The organism is Agromyces cerinus (assembly GCF_016907835.1).
In the GTDB taxonomy this organism is placed as follows: domain Bacteria; phylum Actinomycetota; class Actinomycetes; order Actinomycetales; family Microbacteriaceae; genus Agromyces; species Agromyces nitratus.
Genome location: NZ_JAFBCT010000001.1, coordinates 264,572 through 282,738 on the forward strand (window position 1 = coordinate 264,572; position 18,167 = coordinate 282,738).

General features: G+C 72.7%; 23 protein-coding genes. 12 read left to right on the plus strand and 11 right to left on the minus strand.

Annotated elements, in window-relative coordinates; translation table 11 throughout:
• Positions 1-72: 72 nt before the first annotated feature.
• Positions 73-822, minus strand: coding sequence for a glutamine amidotransferase (locus tag JOE59_RS01170; RefSeq protein ID WP_204458599.1), 750 nt, complete (start codon positions 820-822; stop codon positions 73-75).
• The gene (locus tag JOE59_RS01175) at positions 819-1,556 is read right to left on the minus strand and encodes a LysR family substrate-binding domain-containing protein (protein ID WP_204458600.1); all 738 of its coding nucleotides are present in this window, start codon (positions 1,554-1,556) and stop codon (positions 819-821) included. Before JOE59_RS01175 ends, JOE59_RS01170 begins: the two co-directional genes overlap by 4 nt.
• A gap of 132 nt (positions 1,557-1,688) precedes the next feature.
• Here JOE59_RS01175 and JOE59_RS01180 point away from each other — a divergent pair, with 132 nt between their 5' ends.
• Positions 1,689-2,072, plus strand: a complete 384-nt coding sequence (locus tag JOE59_RS01180) for a DUF5997 family protein (RefSeq protein WP_204463204.1) — start codon at positions 1,689-1,691, stop codon at positions 2,070-2,072.
• Positions 2,073-2,088: 16 nt separating this feature from the next.
• Here JOE59_RS01180 and JOE59_RS01185 read toward each other — a convergent pair whose 3' ends face one another.
• A complete protein-coding gene (locus JOE59_RS01185) occupies positions 2,089-2,727 on the minus strand; it encodes an alpha/beta hydrolase (protein ID WP_204458601.1) in 639 nt (212 codons plus the stop codon).
• Positions 2,728-2,763: 36 nt separating this feature from the next.
• Here JOE59_RS01185 and JOE59_RS01190 point away from each other — a divergent pair, with 36 nt between their 5' ends.
• Positions 2,764-3,345, plus strand: coding sequence for an NUDIX hydrolase family protein (locus JOE59_RS01190; RefSeq protein ID WP_074260046.1), 582 nt, complete (start codon positions 2,764-2,766; stop codon positions 3,343-3,345).
• 77 nt (positions 3,346-3,422) lie between these two features.
• Here the strand turns inward: JOE59_RS01190 and JOE59_RS01195 are convergent, their stop codons facing one another.
• A complete protein-coding gene (locus tag JOE59_RS01195) occupies positions 3,423-3,926 on the minus strand; it encodes a GNAT family N-acetyltransferase (RefSeq protein WP_074260047.1) in 504 nt (167 codons plus the stop codon).
• A gap of 71 nt (positions 3,927-3,997) precedes the next feature.
• On the opposite strand from JOE59_RS01195, the gene JOE59_RS01200 reads away from it, so the two are divergent.
• From JOE59_RS01200 to JOE59_RS01215, 4 genes are all read left to right on the plus strand, one after another.
• Positions 3,998-4,438, plus strand: coding sequence for a helix-turn-helix transcriptional regulator (locus JOE59_RS01200; RefSeq protein ID WP_204458602.1), 441 nt, complete (start codon positions 3,998-4,000; stop codon positions 4,436-4,438).
• A 10-nt stretch (positions 4,439-4,448) separates the two neighbouring features.
• A complete protein-coding gene (locus tag JOE59_RS01205; protein ID WP_204458603.1) occupies positions 4,449-4,859 on the plus strand; it encodes a VOC family protein in 411 nt (136 codons plus the stop codon).
• Between the two features lie 195 nt (positions 4,860-5,054).
• Positions 5,055-5,681 (plus strand): RNA polymerase sigma factor, encoded by a 627-nt coding sequence (locus JOE59_RS01210; protein ID WP_204458604.1) that lies wholly within the window; start codon positions 5,055-5,057, stop codon positions 5,679-5,681.
• Positions 5,678-6,181, plus strand: a complete 504-nt coding sequence (locus JOE59_RS01215; protein ID WP_204458605.1) for a hypothetical protein — start codon at positions 5,678-5,680, stop codon at positions 6,179-6,181. The genes JOE59_RS01210 and JOE59_RS01215 overlap by 4 nt, the downstream gene beginning before the upstream one ends.
• Here the strand turns inward: JOE59_RS01215 and JOE59_RS01220 are convergent.
• The 4 genes from JOE59_RS01220 to JOE59_RS19035 all read right to left on the minus strand — a co-directional run bounded on the left by JOE59_RS01220 (position 6,178) and on the right by JOE59_RS19035 (position 10,159).
• Positions 6,178-6,735, minus strand: a complete 558-nt coding sequence (locus JOE59_RS01220) for a hypothetical protein (protein WP_204458606.1) — start codon at positions 6,733-6,735, stop codon at positions 6,178-6,180. The two genes, JOE59_RS01215 and JOE59_RS01220, sit on opposite strands and share 4 nt — an antisense overlap.
• A gap of 378 nt (positions 6,736-7,113) precedes the next feature.
• Positions 7,114-8,682, minus strand: coding sequence for a DEAD/DEAH box helicase (locus tag JOE59_RS01225; protein ID WP_204458607.1), 1,569 nt, complete (start codon positions 8,680-8,682; stop codon positions 7,114-7,116).
• 305 nt (positions 8,683-8,987) lie between these two features.
• The gene (locus JOE59_RS18610) at positions 8,988-9,617 is read right to left on the minus strand and encodes a DUF1684 domain-containing protein (RefSeq protein WP_307836900.1); all 630 of its coding nucleotides are present in this window, start codon (positions 9,615-9,617) and stop codon (positions 8,988-8,990) included.
• A complete protein-coding gene (locus tag JOE59_RS19035) occupies positions 9,614-10,159 on the minus strand; it encodes a hypothetical protein (RefSeq protein ID WP_307836901.1) in 546 nt (181 codons plus the stop codon). The genes JOE59_RS18610 and JOE59_RS19035 overlap by 4 nt, the downstream gene beginning before the upstream one ends.
• Positions 10,160-10,260: 101 nt before the next feature.
• Between JOE59_RS19035 and JOE59_RS01235 the strand changes: the two genes are divergently transcribed.
• Together JOE59_RS01235 and JOE59_RS01240 are read left to right on the plus strand one after the other, a co-directional pair.
• Positions 10,261-11,514 carry a hypothetical protein gene (locus JOE59_RS01235; protein WP_204458609.1) on the plus strand — a complete coding sequence of 418 codons (1,254 nt, stop codon included), beginning with the start codon at positions 10,261-10,263 and terminating at the stop codon, positions 11,512-11,514.
• Positions 11,515-11,568: 54 nt separating this feature from the next.
• Positions 11,569-12,141 (plus strand): hypothetical protein, encoded by a 573-nt coding sequence (locus tag JOE59_RS01240; protein WP_204458610.1) that lies wholly within the window; start codon positions 11,569-11,571, stop codon positions 12,139-12,141.
• Between the two features lie 4 nt (positions 12,142-12,145).
• On the opposite strand, the gene JOE59_RS01245 is transcribed toward JOE59_RS01240, so the two are convergent.
• The 3 genes from JOE59_RS01245 to JOE59_RS01255 all read right to left on the minus strand — a co-directional run bounded on the left by JOE59_RS01245 (position 12,146) and on the right by JOE59_RS01255 (position 14,655).
• Positions 12,146-12,757: a CGNR zinc finger domain-containing protein gene (locus tag JOE59_RS01245; protein ID WP_307836902.1), complete on the minus strand. Its 612-nt coding sequence runs from the start codon at positions 12,755-12,757 to the stop codon at positions 12,146-12,148.
• 81 nt (positions 12,758-12,838) lie between these two features.
• Entirely contained in the window at positions 12,839-13,336 is a 498-nt protein-coding gene (locus JOE59_RS01250) for a SprT-like domain-containing protein (protein ID WP_204458611.1), read from the minus strand.
• Between the two features lie 83 nt (positions 13,337-13,419).
• The gene (locus JOE59_RS01255) at positions 13,420-14,655 is read right to left on the minus strand and encodes a PQQ-dependent sugar dehydrogenase (protein WP_204458612.1); all 1,236 of its coding nucleotides are present in this window, start codon (positions 14,653-14,655) and stop codon (positions 13,420-13,422) included.
• Between the two features lie 49 nt (positions 14,656-14,704).
• On the opposite strand from JOE59_RS01255, the gene JOE59_RS01260 reads away from it, so the two are divergent.
• From JOE59_RS01260 to JOE59_RS01275, 4 genes are all read left to right on the plus strand, one after another.
• Positions 14,705-15,481: a LamB/YcsF family protein gene (locus JOE59_RS01260; protein WP_204458613.1), complete on the plus strand. Its 777-nt coding sequence runs from the start codon at positions 14,705-14,707 to the stop codon at positions 15,479-15,481.
• Entirely contained in the window at positions 15,478-16,110 is a 633-nt protein-coding gene (locus JOE59_RS01265) for a 5-oxoprolinase subunit B family protein (RefSeq protein WP_204458614.1), read from the plus strand. The genes JOE59_RS01260 and JOE59_RS01265 overlap by 4 nt, the downstream gene beginning before the upstream one ends.
• 58 nt (positions 16,111-16,168) lie before the next feature.
• Positions 16,169-17,029, plus strand: a complete 861-nt coding sequence (locus JOE59_RS01270; protein ID WP_204458615.1) for a 5-oxoprolinase subunit C family protein — start codon at positions 16,169-16,171, stop codon at positions 17,027-17,029.
• 71 nt (positions 17,030-17,100) lie between these two features.
• Positions 17,101-18,153, plus strand: a complete 1,053-nt coding sequence (locus JOE59_RS01275) for an NAD(P)-dependent alcohol dehydrogenase (RefSeq protein ID WP_204458616.1) — start codon at positions 17,101-17,103, stop codon at positions 18,151-18,153.
• Positions 18,154-18,167: the final 14 nt, after the last annotated feature.

The following is an 18,167-nucleotide window of genomic DNA, read 5'->3' on the forward strand; positions in this document are numbered from 1 at the left end:
CGAGACGAGCGACCGCCGCGTGTCGGCCGGTGCGACGCAGGACGCATCGCCGGCACGCGGCATCGTCGCGCCTCAGCCGCGCGCGCCCTCGTCGGAGAGTTGGGCGAAGCGCCGGAGCATCCGCTGGGGCTCGGTGACGGATGCCGCGGCCAGCCGTTCGCCGACCTCGCGCAGTTCGCTCGCCGGGAAGTAGCCGTGGTGGCGGTAGACCTGCGCGCGGGCGATGAAGTCGGCCGTCGAGACCTCTGGGTGGAACTGGGTCGCGTAGACGCGGGTGCCGACGCGGTAGATCTGCACGGGGCAGGCGGCCGACGACGCGAGCAGCACGGCGTCGGCCGGCAGCCGGTCGGTGGCCTCCTTGTGCCCGACGAGCGCGTCGAAGCGTTCGGGCAGCGCCCCGACGAGGGGGTCGGCCGCGCCCGCCTCGGTGAGCCGGATCTCGACCGCCTGGGCGTCTTCGCCGTACGTCGTGCCGACCTCGCCACCGAGCAGCCGGGTCAGCACGCCGATGCCGTAGCAGGTGAAGAGCAGGGGGAAGTCGGCCGCGAGCGCCTGCTCGGCGAGACGGGTGAGATCGGCCTCGACCCGGCGCTGCACCTCGTGCTTGCCGGATTCGGGCGTGGTCACGTTGAACGGGCTGCCGCCGACGACGATGCCGGCGTACCCGTCGAGCGGGAGATCGCCGAGCGGGTCGACGTCGAGTCGCACGTGCTCGAGGCGGCCGGCGTCGACGCCCATGGCACGGCGTACCGACTCGTACTCGGGCCCGACGGCCTCGACCTCGGGGCGTGCCGAGAGGAAGAGGAAGGGCTTCGAGCTCATCGACCTCTCCTGCGGCTGCGCTGCTTGGCGCCCGCTCCGGTGCGCGGTGCCGGGCGGCCGCCCTTGGCGCCGCCCTTCTTTCCCTTGCCCTTGCCCTTGCCGTCACCCGACTTCGCCGCCGCGGCACGTCGCTCGGCACGTCGCTCGGCGGCGGCGAGTTTCGCGGCCTTCGCGGGCTTCATCGGCGGCGGGTCGTCGGCCGAACCGCGTGAGCTCTTGGCGCTGCGGCCACGCACGACGGCGACGAACTGCTGGATGTCCGCGTCGTCGCGCTCGCGCGGCCAGAGCAGCGAGATCTGCGTCGGCGGGGCGTCCGTCAGTGGAATCGCGACGACGTCCTTGCGGCGGTGCAGGCGGGCGACCGAGTGCGGCACGATCGCGTGGCCGGTTCCTGCCGCGACGAGTTCGATCGTCATGGCGGGGTTGGCCTGCACCGGGGCGAGCGTCTCGCCTTCGAGGTCGGCGAGCGTGAGCGACTCGGCCTCGGCCAGCGGATGCTCCTTCGGCAGCACGACGACCGCGAGCTCCTCCCAGAGCGCCACGGCGTGCATGCCCTCGGCGTCGACGGGGAGGCGCACGAACGCGATGTCGGCCTCGCCCGCGACGAGGGCGTCGAGCTGCTCGGACTCCTCGACGACGATCGCCTCGAGGGTCAGGTCGGGGCGCAGATCGTTCCACACCCGAAGCCACTTCGACGGGCTCACCCCGGCGACGTAGCGGAGTCGCAGTGTCACCTCGGCCCCCGTTCCCCTGCAGCCGTGTTCAGCCTGTTCCCAGCGTAGACGATGGTCGACGGGCTCCAGGTGGGCGGAAGCGCCGGGACGGGATACGGTGAGGGAGTGAGCCAGTCGAAGAACTCCCAGACCATGAAGGCGGAGACCGCAGCCAAGAAGCTCGGCATCCTCCTCGAGGCCGCGCCCGAGGAGTTCCGCGAGGGGCTCGTCACGCGCGACGAGCTCGCCGCGCTCATGGCCGAGCCGCCGGAGTGGCTCGAGGTGCTGCGTCGCGAGGGCCCGCACCCGCGCACCGTCGTGGCCGCGAAGCTCGGCATCTCGAACTCCGGTCTCGCACGCGGCGGCGTGACCGACCCGCTCACCTCGGCCGAGATCAAGTCGCTGCTGGAGGCGCCGCCCGCCTGGCTCGTCACCGAGCGCGCCACACAGGCAGCCGTGCGCGCCGAGAAGATCCGCGTCGCCGAGCGCGACAAGGAGCGCGCCGCTCGCCACAGCAGCGGCGGCTCGGGAGTCTGACCCCGCCGGCTCCGCGTCAGGCGTAGCGCGCGGCGAGGAACGCCGCGGCATCGGCGAGTTCGAGCTCGGACACGGAGTGGCCGAGACCCTCGTAGATGCGCTCGTCGAGCGACGAGTGCGCGGGCAGCCAGGCCTGCGTGCGAGCGACGGAGGCCGCGGGGATCACCTGGTCGACCGTGCCGCGACCCCAGAAGACGGGCGGCAGGAGCTCTGACATCCGCTCGTCGCCCGTGCGGTCGCCCGGGAGGGCGAATCCTGCGAGGCTCACCGCGAACGCGAAGCGCTCCGGCGCGCGGCGCAGGAGCTCGAGCGCCATCGCGCCGCCCTGCGAGAAGCCGAGGAGCCCCACCGACGATGCGTCGGGGGCGACCCTGTCGAGCCACTCGATGATCGCCGTCACCGCGGCATCCGCCCCCTCGATCGAGGACTCGACGCCCTCGTTCATGAGCGGGAACCACGCGTGCCCGTACCCGGTGAAGGTCGGGGCGCGCAGCGACGCGACGGCCGGAGAGAGCGGCAGATAGGGTGCGAGGCCGAACAGATCGCCCTCGTTCGAGTTGTAGCCGTGCAGCAGCACCAGCAGCGGGCGACCCTCCCGGTCGGCCGCGGATGCCGACCACAGCACGGCCTCGTCGTCGATCTGCACGTCGGTCATGGGGTCAACGCTAGCGCGGTGGGGCAGAATCGAGGCATGAGCGTACGCACCCCCGACCCGGACTGGAACCCCGACGACGAACCCGTCGTCAGGCCGCCGGCGAATCCGGGGTGGCTGACCGACCTCGAACTCGCCGAAGTGCGGGGCAGGCTGCCGCTGCTCTACGTCGAGGCCGTGCCCGTGCGCGTCGACGGGCTCGGCCAGGTGACCGAGGTCGGCGTGCTGCTGCGCGCGAACGCCGTGGGCGAGATGACGCGCACGCTCGTGTCGGGCCGAGTCATGTACGGCGAGACGATCCGCGACGCGTTGTTCCGCCACCTCGAGAAGGACCTCGGACCGATGGCCTTCCCTCTGCTGCCGGCGAGCTCGGTGCCGTTCAGCGTCGCCGAGTACTTCCCGATGCCGGGCATCACGCCGTTCACCGACGAGCGGCAGCACGCCGTGTCGCTCGCGTTCGTGGTGCCCGTCACCGGCACCTGCGAGCCGCGGCAGGACGCCCTCGAGGTCACGTGGATGACCCCGGCCGAGGCTGTCAGCCCGAGCGTCGCCGCCGAGATGGAGGGTGGTCGGGGCGCGCTCGTCAAGCAGGCGCTCGCCTCGGTGGGCGCGCTGCGCTGAATCTCTGTTCGCTGAGCTTGTCGAAGCGCGTTCCCTTCGACGAGCTCAGGGAACAGGCGCCTCAGCGAGCGGACGCCTCAGCGAACCAGCCGCACCTCGTGGATCTCCTCGCCGAGGAACGGCACGTCCTGTGCGGCGCCGTCGGGCGTGAAGCCGTTGCGCGCGTAGAACCGGTGGGCACGCGGGTTGTCTTCGGCGACCCAGAGGTAGCCGGGCCGGTCGCCGCACGCGGCGTCGAAGAGCTTCTGGCCGATGCCCGTGCCGTGATAGGCGTCGAGCAGATAGATGAAGTAGAGCTCGCGCTCGCGCGGAGGGTTCTCGTCGCGGGCCGGGCCCGAGCCGACGAAGCCGACGATCTCGCCGTCGACGAGGGCGGCGAACTGGTTGTACTCCTCGCCGCGGGCGGCCATGTGGGTCCACAGCTCGGCCATGCGGCGGGGGGAGAGGTGTTCGAACGCAGCGGCGCTGATCAGGTGGTCGTAGGTCTCGTGCCAGCAGGTCGCGTGAACGCGGCCCAGGGCCTCCACATCGGAGTCACGGATGGGACGGACGACGACTTCGGCAACGACTTCGGTGCTCATTCCCCGAGACTAAGCCAGCATGCGCGTCGCGCGAAATCGAGCAGCGGATGCCCCGGTGCTAGCGTTGGTGCATGACTCCGCAGGAGCTCGAGAACTTCGTTCATCTGCGCCGGGCCCGCGATCTGATCGATCGCGAGTACGCCGAGCCGCTCGACGTGCCGACGATGGCGGCGCAGGCGCTCATGTCCCCGGCGCATTTCTCGCGCCGATTCCGCGCCGCCTACGGCGAGACGCCGTACAGCTACCTCATGACGCGCCGCATCGAACGCGCGATGGCGCTGCTTCGAGCGGGCGTCAGCGTCACCGATGCGTGCATGGCCGTCGGCTGTACCTCGCTCGGCTCCTTCAGCTCGCGGTTCACCGAGATCGTCGGAGAGACGCCGACGTCGTACCGCAGCCGCGAACACGACGCGGTCAACGCCATGCCGCCGTGCGTCGCGAAGACCTACACCCGTCCGGTGCGGAGCGCTTCGAGCAGGAACGGAGAAGCGAGCGGTGACGCTGCGGCGTAACGTCGCTGCCATGACCATCGCACTCCAGTACACCAACGTCACCGTCAACGATGTCGACGAAGCGCTCGCCTTCTACCGCGATGCGCTCGGCCTCGAGGTGCAGAACGACGTGGCATCCGGCGACCACCGGTGGGTCACGCTCGGCAGCGCCGCGCAGCCCGGCCTCGGCATCGTGCTCTCCGACCCGCACGCCGGCCGCTCGCGGGCCGACGGCGACGCGATGCAGGAGCTCCTCGCGAAGGGCGTGCTGCCGATGCTCGTGTTCCGTTCCGACGACGTCGACGCCCTCTTCGAACGGGTGAGCGCGTCGGGCGCCGAGGTGCTGCAGGAGCCGATCGACCAGGCCTGGGGACCGCGCGACTGCGCCTTCCGCGACCCCTCGGGCAACACGGTGCGCATCTCGCAGGCGCTCGCCGCCTGACCCGTTCGATCCGCCGGCCGATGGAACCGGGCGGGGTCATCCGGACATTCCCTTGGTGAGCGGGACGGCCTCGGTGGGCCCGGTCCCAGAGGGAGAGCATCCAGTGGGTGACGACGAACGGCGCGACATCGGCACGCACGCGCCCGCGGCCGAGAGTGCGCGGGTCGCGCGATGCCCGGTTAGGCTGGCTCGACCATGGATGCCGACGCCCGATCCGACGCGGCGCTCTGGCTCGAGGCCACCTCGGGTACGGAGGCGTCGTTCGGCGTGGTCTACGACCGCTATCGTGCGCGCATCTTCCGCAAGGCCTGTTCCCGGGTGTTCGATCGCACCGACGCCGAAGACGTCGTCGCGATCGTCTTCCTCGAGGCATGGCGCCGGCGCCACGAGGTGCGGTTCGTCGACGGTTCACTGCTGCCCTGGCTCCTCGTCGTGACCACGAACGTGTCGCTCAACATCGAGCGCTCGGGCCGTCGCTACCGTCGCCTGCTCGCGAAGCTGCCGGCCGCCGAGCACACGGCCGACCCGAGCCATGAGGTCGGTGCCCGGCTCGACAGCGAGCGGATGTCGCAGCAGGTCACCGCCGCGCTGCAGCGACTCGGCGCCAACGACCGCCGCATCGTCGATCTCTGCCTGGTCGATCAGCTGCCCATGGCCGATGTGGCGAACGTGCTCGACATCCCGGTGGGCACGGTGAAGTCCAGACTCGCGCGAGCACGCACGAGACTGCAGAAGGAGCTCGGCTCCCTGCGCGATCTCGACGAAGCCTCTCGGCCGACGAGCGGGGCGCAGTCTCCCCTCGACACGGGGGCCACCCGATGACCGCGCCCGAGATGCGTCCTGAACGGGATGCCGCGATCCGCACGATGCTCCTGGAGCACGTGCGCACCGAGCCGGCCGTCCAGGCGAAGAGCCGGCGACGCCGACTCTTCGCCTGGAGCGGCATCGGCGTGCTCGCGATCGGCGTCGTGGCGACCGCTGGGGCGGTGCTGATGCAGCCCGCGAGTGTGTCGAACGACGAGATCGTGCTCTGCATGACCGCGGCCGAGCGCGACGCCGACGGCGGTTACCCGGGCGCGTCGGCCACGATCGTCTCGCCGAGCGGCGCCGGACGCGTCACCGACGCCATCGAGCTCTGCACTGTCATGTGGGAGCAGGGGGTGCTCGAGGCGGACTACGATCCCGCAGCGCCGAGCAACCCGCTTGGCCGCGTACCTGACGAGTTGCACGCCTGCGTGCTGCCCGATGGCAGCGCGGCCGTGGTGCCGTCGCCGAACGCGTCGATCTGCGCCGCGCTCGGCCTCGCCCCCCTCGTCGACTAGCCGAAGGTGCCGGTCGGGCGGAACACGATCGACTTCACCTTGTCGTTCAGGCTGCCGATCCCGTTGCACGTGGGCGTGCAGGTCAGTCGCAGGCCGCCGTACCCGGTCGTCGTGTAGAGGGATGCCCAGCACCCGTGCGACCCGACGGCGGAGCTGATGTTGCCGGTCCAGCCCGATGGCAGGCTCGAGAAGCCGAACAGCACGCCGTAGCATCCGCTCGAGCCCCAGAAGGTGAGACTCGAGCCGCCCTTGTTGATGTCGGAGTAGACCGTGCCGAGCGAGGTCGTGGCAGCGGCGAGGGTGCGGGTGGACGCGTCGGCGGTGCCGACGGCGCCGAGGTACCGGTCGACGCTCGCCCGGTCGGCGAAGCAGACGGGCTGCGCCGGGGTCGTCGTCGTTCCGACGGGCTGCACCTCGACGGCGCAGTGCACGGCAGGGGCGGCTTTCGCGCCGGTCTCGTACGTCTCGGCCGCGGTCGCGGGCGAGGCCGCACCGAGGCCGGCGAATGCCAGCGTCGCCGCGAGTGCGGCGCTGATCACGTTGATGCGAGGCATCGGGTCTCCTCCTCATTCCGCCCGGGCGGCGGTCTGTACGGGTATGTCCGGCATGGGCGACCGAGTTCCCTCGAATCCGATGGAACCGACTCGCGCGAGCCGGACATACCACTGTGAGCGACGGAGGCTGCGATGCGACGAACAACCATGCTGACGACCACCATGATCGTCGGAGCCATGGCTGCGGCGGTCGCCATCGCGCTCGTCGTCGGCGGCGACATCGGGAGGGCGATGTTGTCGGGCATGTGAGATGGCGTCGCCATGCCGCCGGTGCCGGCCCGTCGGGGGACACAGGCCGGCACCGCCGGGATGGGGGCGCGAACGCGAAGGGCCCCGACGAGCGAACTCGTCGGGGCCCTTCAGCATGTTCTGGGCGGGTCAGCCCTGTGCGCGGCGGTTGCCACGCGAGTTGCCCGAGGGCGAGACGAGGCTGCCGACGCGCAACGGCGCCTTGCCGCCCGAGCGGGCGTTCGTCGAGCGCTGCGCGCCCGTCGTCTGCGCGCCGCGGCCCTGGCCGCCGCCCTGCTTGGGTGCGTTCGCACGTGCCTCGGCGGGGCGACCCGAGCGGTCGCGACGGGGTGCGCCCCCGACATCCGCCTGACCGGCGTTGCCGTTGCCCCCACGGCCGCGGCCACGGCCCTGGCCGGCACCCGTACGTGCCTCGCCGCCGCGCTCGTCGCGAGCGGCGCGCTTGCGCTGCGCATTGGCGCCCTGCGAACGGCCGCCGCCGCCCTGCTGCTGGGTCTCGGCGCGCGGCGCCGGCTTCACGTATGGTGCGACGTCGCCGACGAGTGCGGTCACCGACGGGGAGGTCGCGGTGACCTGCTGCGGGGTGACGGTGATCGCGGCCTTGCGGAGCAGGGTCTTCAGGTCCTGCTTCTGCGCGGGCAGGCTGATGGTGACGACGTCGCCCTCGCTGCCGGCGCGGGCGGTGCGGCCCGAGCGGTGCAGGTACGCCTTGTGCTCCATGGGCGGGTCGACGTGGATCACGAGCTCGATGGCGTCGACGTGCACGCCGCGAGCCGCGACATCCGTGGCGACCATGACGTTGGCCGAACCGTCGGAGAACGCGGCGAGGTTGCGGTCGCGCTGCGGCTGCGACAGGTTGCCGTGCAGGTCGACCGCGGGGATGCCCTGCTCGGTGAGCTTCTTCGCGAGCTTCTTGGCGTGGTGCTTCGTGCGCATGAAGAGGATGCGGCGGCCGGTGCCCGACGCGAGGGCCTTCACGAGGTCGTTCTTCGCGTCGACGTCGGCGACCTCGAAGACGTGGTGGGTCATCGCGGCGACGTGCGAGGTGGCCTCGTCGACCGAGTGCAGCACCTCGTTGTGGAGGAAGCGCTTGACGAGCTTGTCCACGCCGTTGTCGAGCGTCGCCGAGAAGAGCAGGCGCTGGCCGTCGGAGGGGGTCTTGTCCATGATGCGCGTGACGACGGGGAGGAACCCGAGGTCGGCCATGTGGTCGGCCTCGTCGAGCACGGTGATCTCGATCGCGTCGAGGGTGACGAAGCCCTGCTTCATGAGGTCTTCGAGGCGGCCCGGGCAGGCGACGACGATGTCGACGCCGGCGCGCAGCGCATCGACCTGGCGCTTCTGGTTGATGCCGCCGAAGATCGTCGTGGTCTTCAGGTCGTAGGCGGCGGCGAGCGGTGCGAGCACCGCGTCGATCTGCGTGGCGAGCTCGCGGGTCGGGGCGAGCACGAGGGCGAGGGGGCGGCCCGGGCGGCGACGGCCGCCGGCGAGCGAGGTGCCGAGGCGCGCCACCATGGGCAGCGCGAAGGCGATGGTCTTGCCCGAGCCGGTCTTGCCGCGGCCGAGCACGTCGCGTCCGGCGAGCGTGTCGGGCAGCGTGTCGACCTGGATCGGGAACGCGGTGGTCTTGCCGTCGGCCGCGAGTACGGAGACGAGGGGGGCGGGCACGCCGAGCGTGCTGAAGGTGATGTCGGTCACTGGTGCCTTTCAGGGCAGAGCACACCGCAGGATCGAGGTTTCCATGAACGGAAGGTGAGACCCGGCGGTGGGTATTGGCGAAGGCGCCGGTCGGCGCATCCGTTCGCCGTATGAGAGTCACGGACCCCTGCGCGATTTCATGTACAGAGCGCACAGTGTCCGGAAAGCGTTTCTACGACGCAGGCGGCGCGATCATCGCGCACACCGAGAGACAGTCTAGCGGATGACCCGCTGTGCATGCCCTGAGCGGTCGGAGACGTCCTCGTGACGGGTGCGGGAGACGTCGCGTTCTCGGGGCGTTCAGGTCACCGCGGCATCCGTTCGCCGACCGGCACCTCGTGCCGCAGCGTGTTGCCCGGCTGGGCCAGCGGGCACGACCACGAGGGGTCGTAGGCGCACGAGGGGTTGTAGGCGAAGTTGAAGTCGAGGACGAGGGAGTCGGGGTCGGCACCGGGCCCGAGATCGGCGCCCTTCACGGTGTCGAGCAGGTAGCGCCCGCCGCCGTAGGTGCCACCGGGGACGCCCGCGAGCGTGTCCTTGACGGGCACGAAGAGTCCGCCGCCGTAGCCCGTGAGGCGCCACACGTCGAGCGAGCCGAGGTAGGGCACGCGCACCTCGCCGACGAGCGAGAACGGGATCGCCCCGTCGCTCGCGCTGTCGATGACGAGCCGCATCGGCTCGTCGGGCCGGCGCACCTCGAGCTCGAAGCGCCAGTCGGGGTCGTACCGGGCGACGGTGAGCCCCGTGAAGCGGGCGCGGTCGTCGGGCAGCAGCGGCGACTGCGGGTGCCCCGCGAAGAGCTCGTCGCGTGCCGACTTCCAGAGTTCGTGGCCGGCCGCGGGGGAGTGCACGCTGAGCTGGCGCACCCCCGAGTAGAGGCCGAAGACGCGCCGGCGCCAGTCGGCGAGCTGGAGCGCGGCGATCGAGTCGGTCACGATGCCGCCTCCGTCTCGCCGGCGCTCCCGGCCTTCTGCGTCGCCTCGGCATCGGCCGTGCCGGGCGGGTCGAAGCGCCACGTCGGGGCGAGCTGTCGCAACCGCATGCCGCGCCACTGCCAGAACGCCCACGTCGGGTACCAGGCGAGCGCGTCGAGCGCCCCGGCCCTCGCGAGCAGTTGGTCGCGATAGAGGGTGCGCCCGTCGGGCAGTGCCGAGACGGCCATGCGGTGGTCCCAGGCGTCGAAGGCGGAGAACACGCCGGTCTCGGCCCCGCCTCCGTCGCGCAGCATGCGCACCCCGTCGGGCAGGCCGCCCGGGCTCGTCAGGTCGACGCGCTCCTGACCGGCCGGGAACCGGCGGAAGGCGAGCACCCGCAGCCGGTGCTGCCCGTCCGGCCACGTCGTCGGCAGGCCGCCGGGCTCGAGCGACTCGAAGTCGAGCCACGGCGCGACCACCTCGCGCAGCACCGCCGGACTCCGCAGCGCCCGCCACGCGGCATCCGGTGTGCAGTCGAGCGTGAGTTTCAGGAGCACCCGCATGAACCGAAAGTAGTGCTGCCGGATGCCGCAGCCAAGCGCCGCGCCGGATTCGAAGCGGGTACTCGGCATGCCCGGAACCCCGAACGCCTAGACTCCGGCACATGCCCGACGGACTCTGGTGGTTGCCCTCCCTCCTCGTCTTCGCTGCTGCGACGGCGGCGCTCATCGGCGGAGTCGTGGCGCTGCGACGAGGCGGCGCCCGTCGCGAACGTTCCGCGCTCGCCGCAGGCGCAGCGGCGGAGGTGCGGGCGAAGGGGCTCATCGTGCAGGCCGACAACGCCGTGCGCGACGCCGAACGCGAGCTCGCGTTCGCCGAGGCGCAGTTCGGCGCCGACGCGTCGGGCGCATTGCGAGGGGCGATCGACTCGGCGCGCGCGTGGATGCGCGAGGCGTTCATCCTGCAGCAGCGCCTCGACGATGCCGAGGCGGACACCTCGGCCGAGCGGCGCAACTGGACCGCGCGCATCGAGGGACTCTGCACCTCGGCGATCGGTGCGCTCGACGACGCCGAATCCGCGATCGCCGGCCGCCGCCGCACCGAACGGGGCGCGCAGGCCGAACTGCCGGCCCTGCGCGCGCAGGCCGACCGGCTCGCCCGACGTCGCGTCGAGGCCGAGGCCATGCTCGGCCGCCTCGCCACCCGCTTCGCGGAATCGGCGCTCGCCACGGCGCGTGGCGCAGAGACCCGCGTCGATGCCGCGCTCGCCGCCGTCACGGCCTCGCTCGACGAGGCCGAGGCGAACCTCGCCGGCTCGGAGCCCGCTGCCCACCTGCTCGGCGCGGCCGCCGACGGGCTCGCACGAGCGGGCCGCGACCTCGACGAGATCGATGCGCTCGAGCTGGCGCTCGCGAAGGCGCAGGCGGATGCCTCGGAGGAGGCCGCCGCGCTCGACCGCGAGCTCGTGGCGGCGAGGCGGCAGCGCGACGCCCAGGAGGACGCCGACGCCGCCGAGGCACTCGGCGCGGCGATCGGCACGGGATCGGCCGCGATGGCGGATCGCGCCGCGCTCGCCGGAGACCCGTTCACCGACCGCGATCGGCTGCGCGCGTGCCGCGACCGCCTCGAGGTGGCCCGCGCCGCCGCTCGCAACGCGCAGGGCCGGCTCGACGGCGCCCGCGGCGCACTCGGCGGGGCCATCGCGATCGCCGAGAGCCAGCTGCGCGTGGCGCGGGCGGCGATCGAGCGCGGCGGTCACCCCGTGGGCGCCGACGCGCGCACCCGACTGGCCGAGGCCGAGCGCCAACTCGTGATCGCCCACCAGGAGGCCGACCCGGTCGCCGCGCTCGACGCGGCACGGCGGGCGACGTCGCGCGCCAGCGACGCCGAGGCGCTCGCGCTCTACCGCGGCTACTGACGTGGCGTCGGCTCGTCGACGTGGGGCGACGTGCCCACCGGATAGCCTGTGCGGGTGAACGAGCCGAGCCCCGATCCCGCTGCGCAATCCAAGTACCAGGTGCGATTCGACTGGGGGCGGCGCGGTGCCGAGCGCATCGCCCCGGGAGTGCACCTCCTCGTCTGGGTCGACGTGCTGCCCGGTACCGGGTCGTTGCCGCACGCGACGGTCGTCGGCCTGGCGCCTCACCGGGCGGCCGTGCTCGAGTCGGGTCTCGTCGACGCATCGGCGACCGCACGATGGATCCTCGCCGAGCAGGAGCGTCTCGGGGAGCGGGCGTTCATCGCCGTCGTGGCCGCCGGCGATGCCGAATCGGGCTTCTCGGCCGACGACCTGCTCGGCGCCGGTGCGGTGATCGACGCCCTCGCGGCGCTCGGCATCGATGACACCTCGCCCGAGGCGGCGGTCGCCGCTTCGGCGTTCGGCGGACTCCGCCGGGCTGTGCGTCACCTGACGTCGGCGTCGGCGCCCGGTCGTGGTGCGGTGGCAGCGGGCATGAGCATCGGCGAGCTGCACGATGCCGCGACGCTCGATGCGAACGACACGGCGCGGGTGCTCAGAGCCGGAGCCGGGGCATCCGTCGACTGAGGCTTCAGGCCGCCGCGCGCTCCGCCTTGCGAGCCCGGTGCGCGCGCACCTTCGCGCGGTTGCCGCAGCGCTGCATGGAGCACCAGCGACGGCTCGCGGCCCGCGACGTGTCGAGGTAGACGACGTCGCAGTCGGCGCCCGAGCAGCAGCGCACGCGCTCGGTGTTGTCGGGCGAGAAGAGGTCGACGGCGTCGCGTGCGATCGTCGAGAGCGCCTGCGCCACGGTCTGCACCGATCGCCCCGCCTGACGGGTGCCGCCCGCGAGGGTGGGAGGCACGTCGGGCGTCGCCGCGTAGAGGTTCACGAGGTCGATGTCGGCCGGGCGCACCGGCTCGTCGTCGCTCACGGCGACCGCCATGCGGCTGATCGCGTCGCGCAATGCGATCGCGTCGAAGAGGTCGCGCGAGCGCGCCGCGCCGACAGCGACGGGGAAGCGCTCGTGGAGCCAGTGCGTGAGATCGTCGGGCGCATGCAGCTGCTCGTCGGTGCGGAGTCCGCCGAGCTGGCCGGTGTAGGCGAAATCGAGCGCGAACGAACCCGAATCGAACCACCAGCGAACGCCCTCGGCGGTGGTGAACCACTGCCCGACGGGTATCGAGACGGTTGAGACGGGCACGCCACCAATCTAGCCGGTGCCGGCGGGGGCTTCCGACGATGTGACGGAGCGCACGGCGTGCATGCGTGCCCCGGCATATCTTCAGCCGCTCGCGGCGCTCGCTGCCCGGCGGCGCACGGCCGCGGTGATCTCGCGTCGACGCCACACGATGAGGTTGGCCCGGTCGAATCCGCGTCGGCACAGGCCGCAGCTCAGCTGGCGCTGCGGCTCGCGGTATCGGAAGTGCTCGTGGCCGGCCGGGCATCGCCCGATCCACGGTGCAAGCTCGTGCGCGACCTCGCCGTCGTGCGTGCGCCGGCCGACGTAGCCGAGGTCGGCGGCGACCGACGCCCATTTCGGCCCGTGCCCGGCTCGCGGGCCGGCGAGCGCGTGGGCCACCTCGTGCAGCAGGATCTGGTGGATCTCGTCGTCGTCGTAGCGGGCGGCGAGGTAGCGCGACACCGAGATGCGCTTCTCGGTGTAGTTGCAGAGGCCGGCGCGCTTCTTCGCGTTGTCGAACTCGAAGCTCCACGTGGCGGCGTCGAGATGGAGCACGATGAGGGCTTCGGCCCACCGTCTCACCCGCTCGAGATCCGCCATGGAACTGAGAATAGCCCCGACGGGTGTCATGGGGGGAGGAACCGGCGACCCCCGATCGGGTGGCGGATCCGCGGGCGCTGCGGTCAGCCCGCAGGCGCGAGCGGCACCCGGTAGAGCCGGTCGTCGCCCGCACTCGGGGAGCCGCGTCCATCGGTGTTGTTCGTGATGAGCCACAGGGTTCCGTCGGGGGCGGCTGCGACGTCGCGGATGCGGCCGAGGTCGCCCGCGAACCAGGACGCCGACTCGAGCGCACCGCCGGTGGTCGCTGGCGCGATCGTCCAGACGCGCTCCCCGCGCAGGGCCGCGAGGAAGAGCGTGTCGCCGATCACCGCGAGCCCGCTCGGGCTCGCCTCCGACGTCGACCACTGCATCACGGGGTCGACGAATCGAGGGTCGCCGGCCACTCCCTCGACGACGGGCCAGCCGTAGTTCGCGCCGCGCGAGATGCGGTTCAGCTCGTCCCAGGTGTTCTGCCCGAACTCGGCGGCCCAGAGCCCTCCGTTCGCATCCCAGGCGATGCCCTGCGGGTTGCGGTGCCCGAGCGACCACACAGCGTTGCCGAACGGATTGCCCGGCGCGGCGGCACCGTCGGGCGTCACCCGCAGGATCTTCCCCGACAGCGAACCCGGGTCCTGCGCGGCATCCCGGTTGCCCGCGTCCCCGCTCGTGACGTAGAGCAGGCCGTCGGGTCCGAAGGCGATGCGGCCGCCGTTGTGGTTCGCCCCGCCGCGGGGGATGCCGGTGAGCACGGGTTCGGGGCCGCCGAGCGAGAGCGAGCCGGGGGTGCCGGTGAGGGGCATCCGCACGACCCGGTTGTCGGAATCGGCCGTGTGGTACGCGTAGACCCGATCGGGGCGCTCGCCGTCGCCCGGCAGGAACGCGATGCCGAGCAGCCCGCCCTCGCCGCCGGCCGCGACGCCGGGCACGGTGCCCGCCACCCGATGCGAACCGTCGGGCAGCACCTCGACGATGTCGCCGCGATCGCGTTCGCTGACGAGCACGCCGCCGTTCGGCAGCACGAGGATCGACCACGGCGCGTCGAGCTCGGCGGCGATCGGCTCGGGGGCGCCCGACGGCGTCAGCACGGGCGGCGGGGGCACGGGAGTCGCGGGCGGCGCCGTCGACGGCGGCGCCGAGCTCGGCAGGGGCGTCGGGGTCGGCAGCGGGGGAGAAGGGGTGCACGCCGCGAGCACGACGAGCGAAACCGAGATCAGCAGGCCGGCAGCGGATGCCGCGCGCCCGACGGGTCGCCGTCGTCGCCGAGGCGCGCCGATGCCGGCGTCGACCTCGTCGCCGAGTCGAACCCGAGTGCGCGCCATCCCGTCCTCCTCACCCCAGTGTGCCCCGAGTGCGCGCCAGAATGGGAGCATGCCCGCCGTGAACGATGCGAACAGCGTCGACCTGAACAGCGACCTCGGAGAGTCCTTCGGGTCGTGGCGACTCGGCGACGACGCGGCGATGTTCGCCCTCGTGTCGAGCGCCAACGTCGCCTGCGGGTTCCACGCGGGCGACCCGGTGACGATGCTCGCGAGCGCTCGCCTCGCGGCGCACCACGGCGTCGCACTCGGCGCGCACCCCGGCTATCGCGATCTCGCCGGCTTCGGTCGGCGCGACCTCGACACGAGTCCGGCGGAGGTCGCCGCCGAACTCCTCGCCCAGCTCGGCGCACTCGACGGCGTCGCCCGCGCAGCCGGCACCCGGGTGCGCTACGTCAAGGCGCACGGCGCGCTCTATCACCGGCTCGCGGCGGACGAATCGGCCGCCCACGCCTTCGTCGAGGCAGTCGCCGCCTTCGATCCAGCGCTCACCGTGCTCGGGCAGCCGTCGGGCGCGATCGCCAGGGCGGCGGATGCCGCGGGCCTCCGCTACGCCCGCGAGGCATTCGTCGACCGGGGCTACGTCGCCGACGGCTCCCTCGTGCCCCGAGGGGAGCCGGGCGCCGTGGTCGACGATCCCGCCGCGGCATCCGATCGGGCCCTCGAGATCGCCGAGACCGGCGGCATCACCGCCGACGACGGCAGTCGGGTCGAGCTGGGCGCCGACTCGTTGTGCCTGCACGGCGACACTCCCGGCGCCGTCGCGATCGCACGGGCGGTGCGCATCGCGCTCGAGCGGGCCGGGTTCGAGATCGAGGCGTTCGCGTGAGCCGCCGCCTGCTGCCGAGCGGCGACGCCGCCCTGCTCGTGGAGTGCGACAGTCTCGACGAGGTGCTGGCACTGCACGATGCGCTCGCGGCCGAGCCGCCGGCCGGTCTCGTCGAGCTCGTGCCAGCGGCGCGCACGATCCTCGTCGCCGTCGACCCGGACCGACTGCCGCTCGAGTCGGCCGCGACCTGGGTGCGGCGCATCCCGGCCGAGGCCGCGGCCCGCAGGTCGGGCCACGTCGCCGAGGAGGTGACCGTCGACGTCGTGTACGACGGCGACGACCTGGCGAGCGCTGCCGCACTCCTCGGCGTCTCCACCGAGGCGCTCGTCGCCCGGCATCAGGCCGTGGAATGGCGGGTCGCGTTCATCGGCTTCGCGCCGGGGTTCGGCTACCTCGTGAGCGACGACTGGCCGTTCGAGGTGCCGCGGCTCGATGCACCGCGCCCCCGAGTGCCCTCGGGGGCCGTCGCGCTCGCCGGGGCCTTCGCCGGGGTCTACCCGCGTCAGAGTCCGGGCGGCTGGCGGCTCATCGGTCGCACGGATGCGCCGCTCTGGGATCCCGCCGCGGCGTCGCCGGCGCTCTTCGCGCCGGGGCGTCGCGTTCGCTTCAGGGATTCCGGTCGGTCATGAGTCACCTGACGGTCGAGGCGCCGGGTGCGCTCGCATTCGTGGAAGATTCCGGTCGGTCATGAGTCGCCTGACGGTCGAGGCGCCGGGCGCGCTCGCGCTGGTCGAAGACCTGGGCAGGCCCGGGCTCGCGCACCTCGGGGTCGCGAGGTCGGGCGCGCTCGATCGGGCGGCCCTCGCCCTCGCGAACCGGCTCGTCGGCAATCCCGACGGCGCCGCGGGGCTCGAGATCCTGATGGGCGGGTTCCATGCCCGATTCGATGAGGAGACCTGGGTCGCCGTCACGGGTGCGTGGGGCCGCGTGACCCTCGCCGGCCGGCCGCTCGCGCCGTACACCGCCGGTCGCGCGGTCGCGGGGGCGGTGCTCGAGATCGGCCCGGCCGAACGCGGAGCGCGGTACCTGCTCGCGGTGCGCGGCGGCGTCGACGAGCCGGCGGAGCTCGGCTCACGGTCGCGCGACACGCTCTCGGCGATCGGCCCGGCACCACTGGCGACGGGGCGCGTGCTCGAGATCGGCGCGGCGCCCGCGGCATCCGTCCCCCTGCTCGATCGCGAGGCCGCCTTCCCGCCGCCCACCGGCGCGGTGACGCTCTCGCTGCTGCCCGGGCCGCGAACCGATTGGTTCACGGATGCCGCGCGGACCGCGCTCTTCGACGCGACGTGGCGCTTCTCGGAGCAGGCCGACCGGGTCGGCGCCCGGCTCGTCGGCCCGGCGCTCGAGCGGCGGGTGGCCGGCGAGCTCGCGAGCGAGGCCACCGTGCCGGGCTCGATCCAGGTCGCGGGCGACGGCCGGCCGACGATCCTGCTCGCCGACCGCCCGGTCACCGGCGGCTATCCCGTCATCGCGATCGTCGCGCCGGCCTCGCTCGATGCGGTCGCGCAGCTCCGCCCCGGCCAGGAGGTGCGGTTCCGGCACGCGTGAGCCCCTTCGTCGACGGCGCGTGTAGCGTCGTGGAGGCGTCGAACGCGCGACCCAGCACCGAGGAGATCGAGATGACGGCCGTCACCACCTACGCCTACGCAGCGCCGAGCGAGGCAGCCCCGCTCGAGCGCACCCGGATCGAGCGCCGCGCACTCGGACCGCACGATGTGCGCATCGACATCGCGTACGCCGGCATCTGCCACTCCGACATCCATACCGTCCGCGGCGACTGGGGGTCGCAGCACTACCCCCTCGCCCCCGGTCATGAGATCACCGGCACCGTCGCCGAGACCGGCGAAGCGGTGACGAGGCACGCCGTGGGCGACCGGGTCGGCGTGGGCTGCATGGTGAACTCGTGCGGGCAGTGCCGCAACTGCCTGCGCGGCGACGAGCAGTTCTGCGTGAAGGGTCCGGTCTTCACATATGGCAGCGCCGACCGCGACGGCACCGTCACCCAGGGCGGCTACTCCGAGCAGGTCGTGGTGACCGAGTCGTTCGTGGTGCGCATCCCCGACGCCCTCGCCCTCGATGTCGCAGCACCCCTGCTGTGCGCCGGCATCACCACCTACTCACCGCTGCGCCGTTGGAAGGTCGGCCCCGGCACGCGCGTCGCGGTCGTCGGGCTCGGCGGCCTCGGGCACATGGGCGTGCAGTTCGCGCACGCACTCGGTGCGGAGGTGACGGTGCTGTCCCAGACACTGGGTAAGAAGGATGACGGGCTGCGCCTCGGCGCCGACCACTACCGCGCGACCTCCGACCCGGCGACGTTCACCGAACTCCGCGGCTCGTTCGACGTCATCCTCAACACGGTCAGCGCCGTGATCGACCTCGACGCGTACCTGTCGCTCCTCGACGCCGGCGCGGCGATGGTGTGCGTCGGCGCGCCCGGAGAGCCGCTCGAGGTCGGCGTGATGTCGCTCATCGGTGGCAACAAGACCCTGGCCGGCTCCAACATCGGCGGCATCCGCGAAACGCAGGAGATGCTCGACTTCTGCGCGGAGCACGGCCTCGGCGCCGAGATCGAGGTGATCCCGGCATCGGAGATCAACACCGCCTACGAGCGCGTGCTCGCATCCGACGTGCGGTACCGCTTCGTCATCGACGCAGCCACCTTCCGCGACTGAGCGGCGGGTGCGCG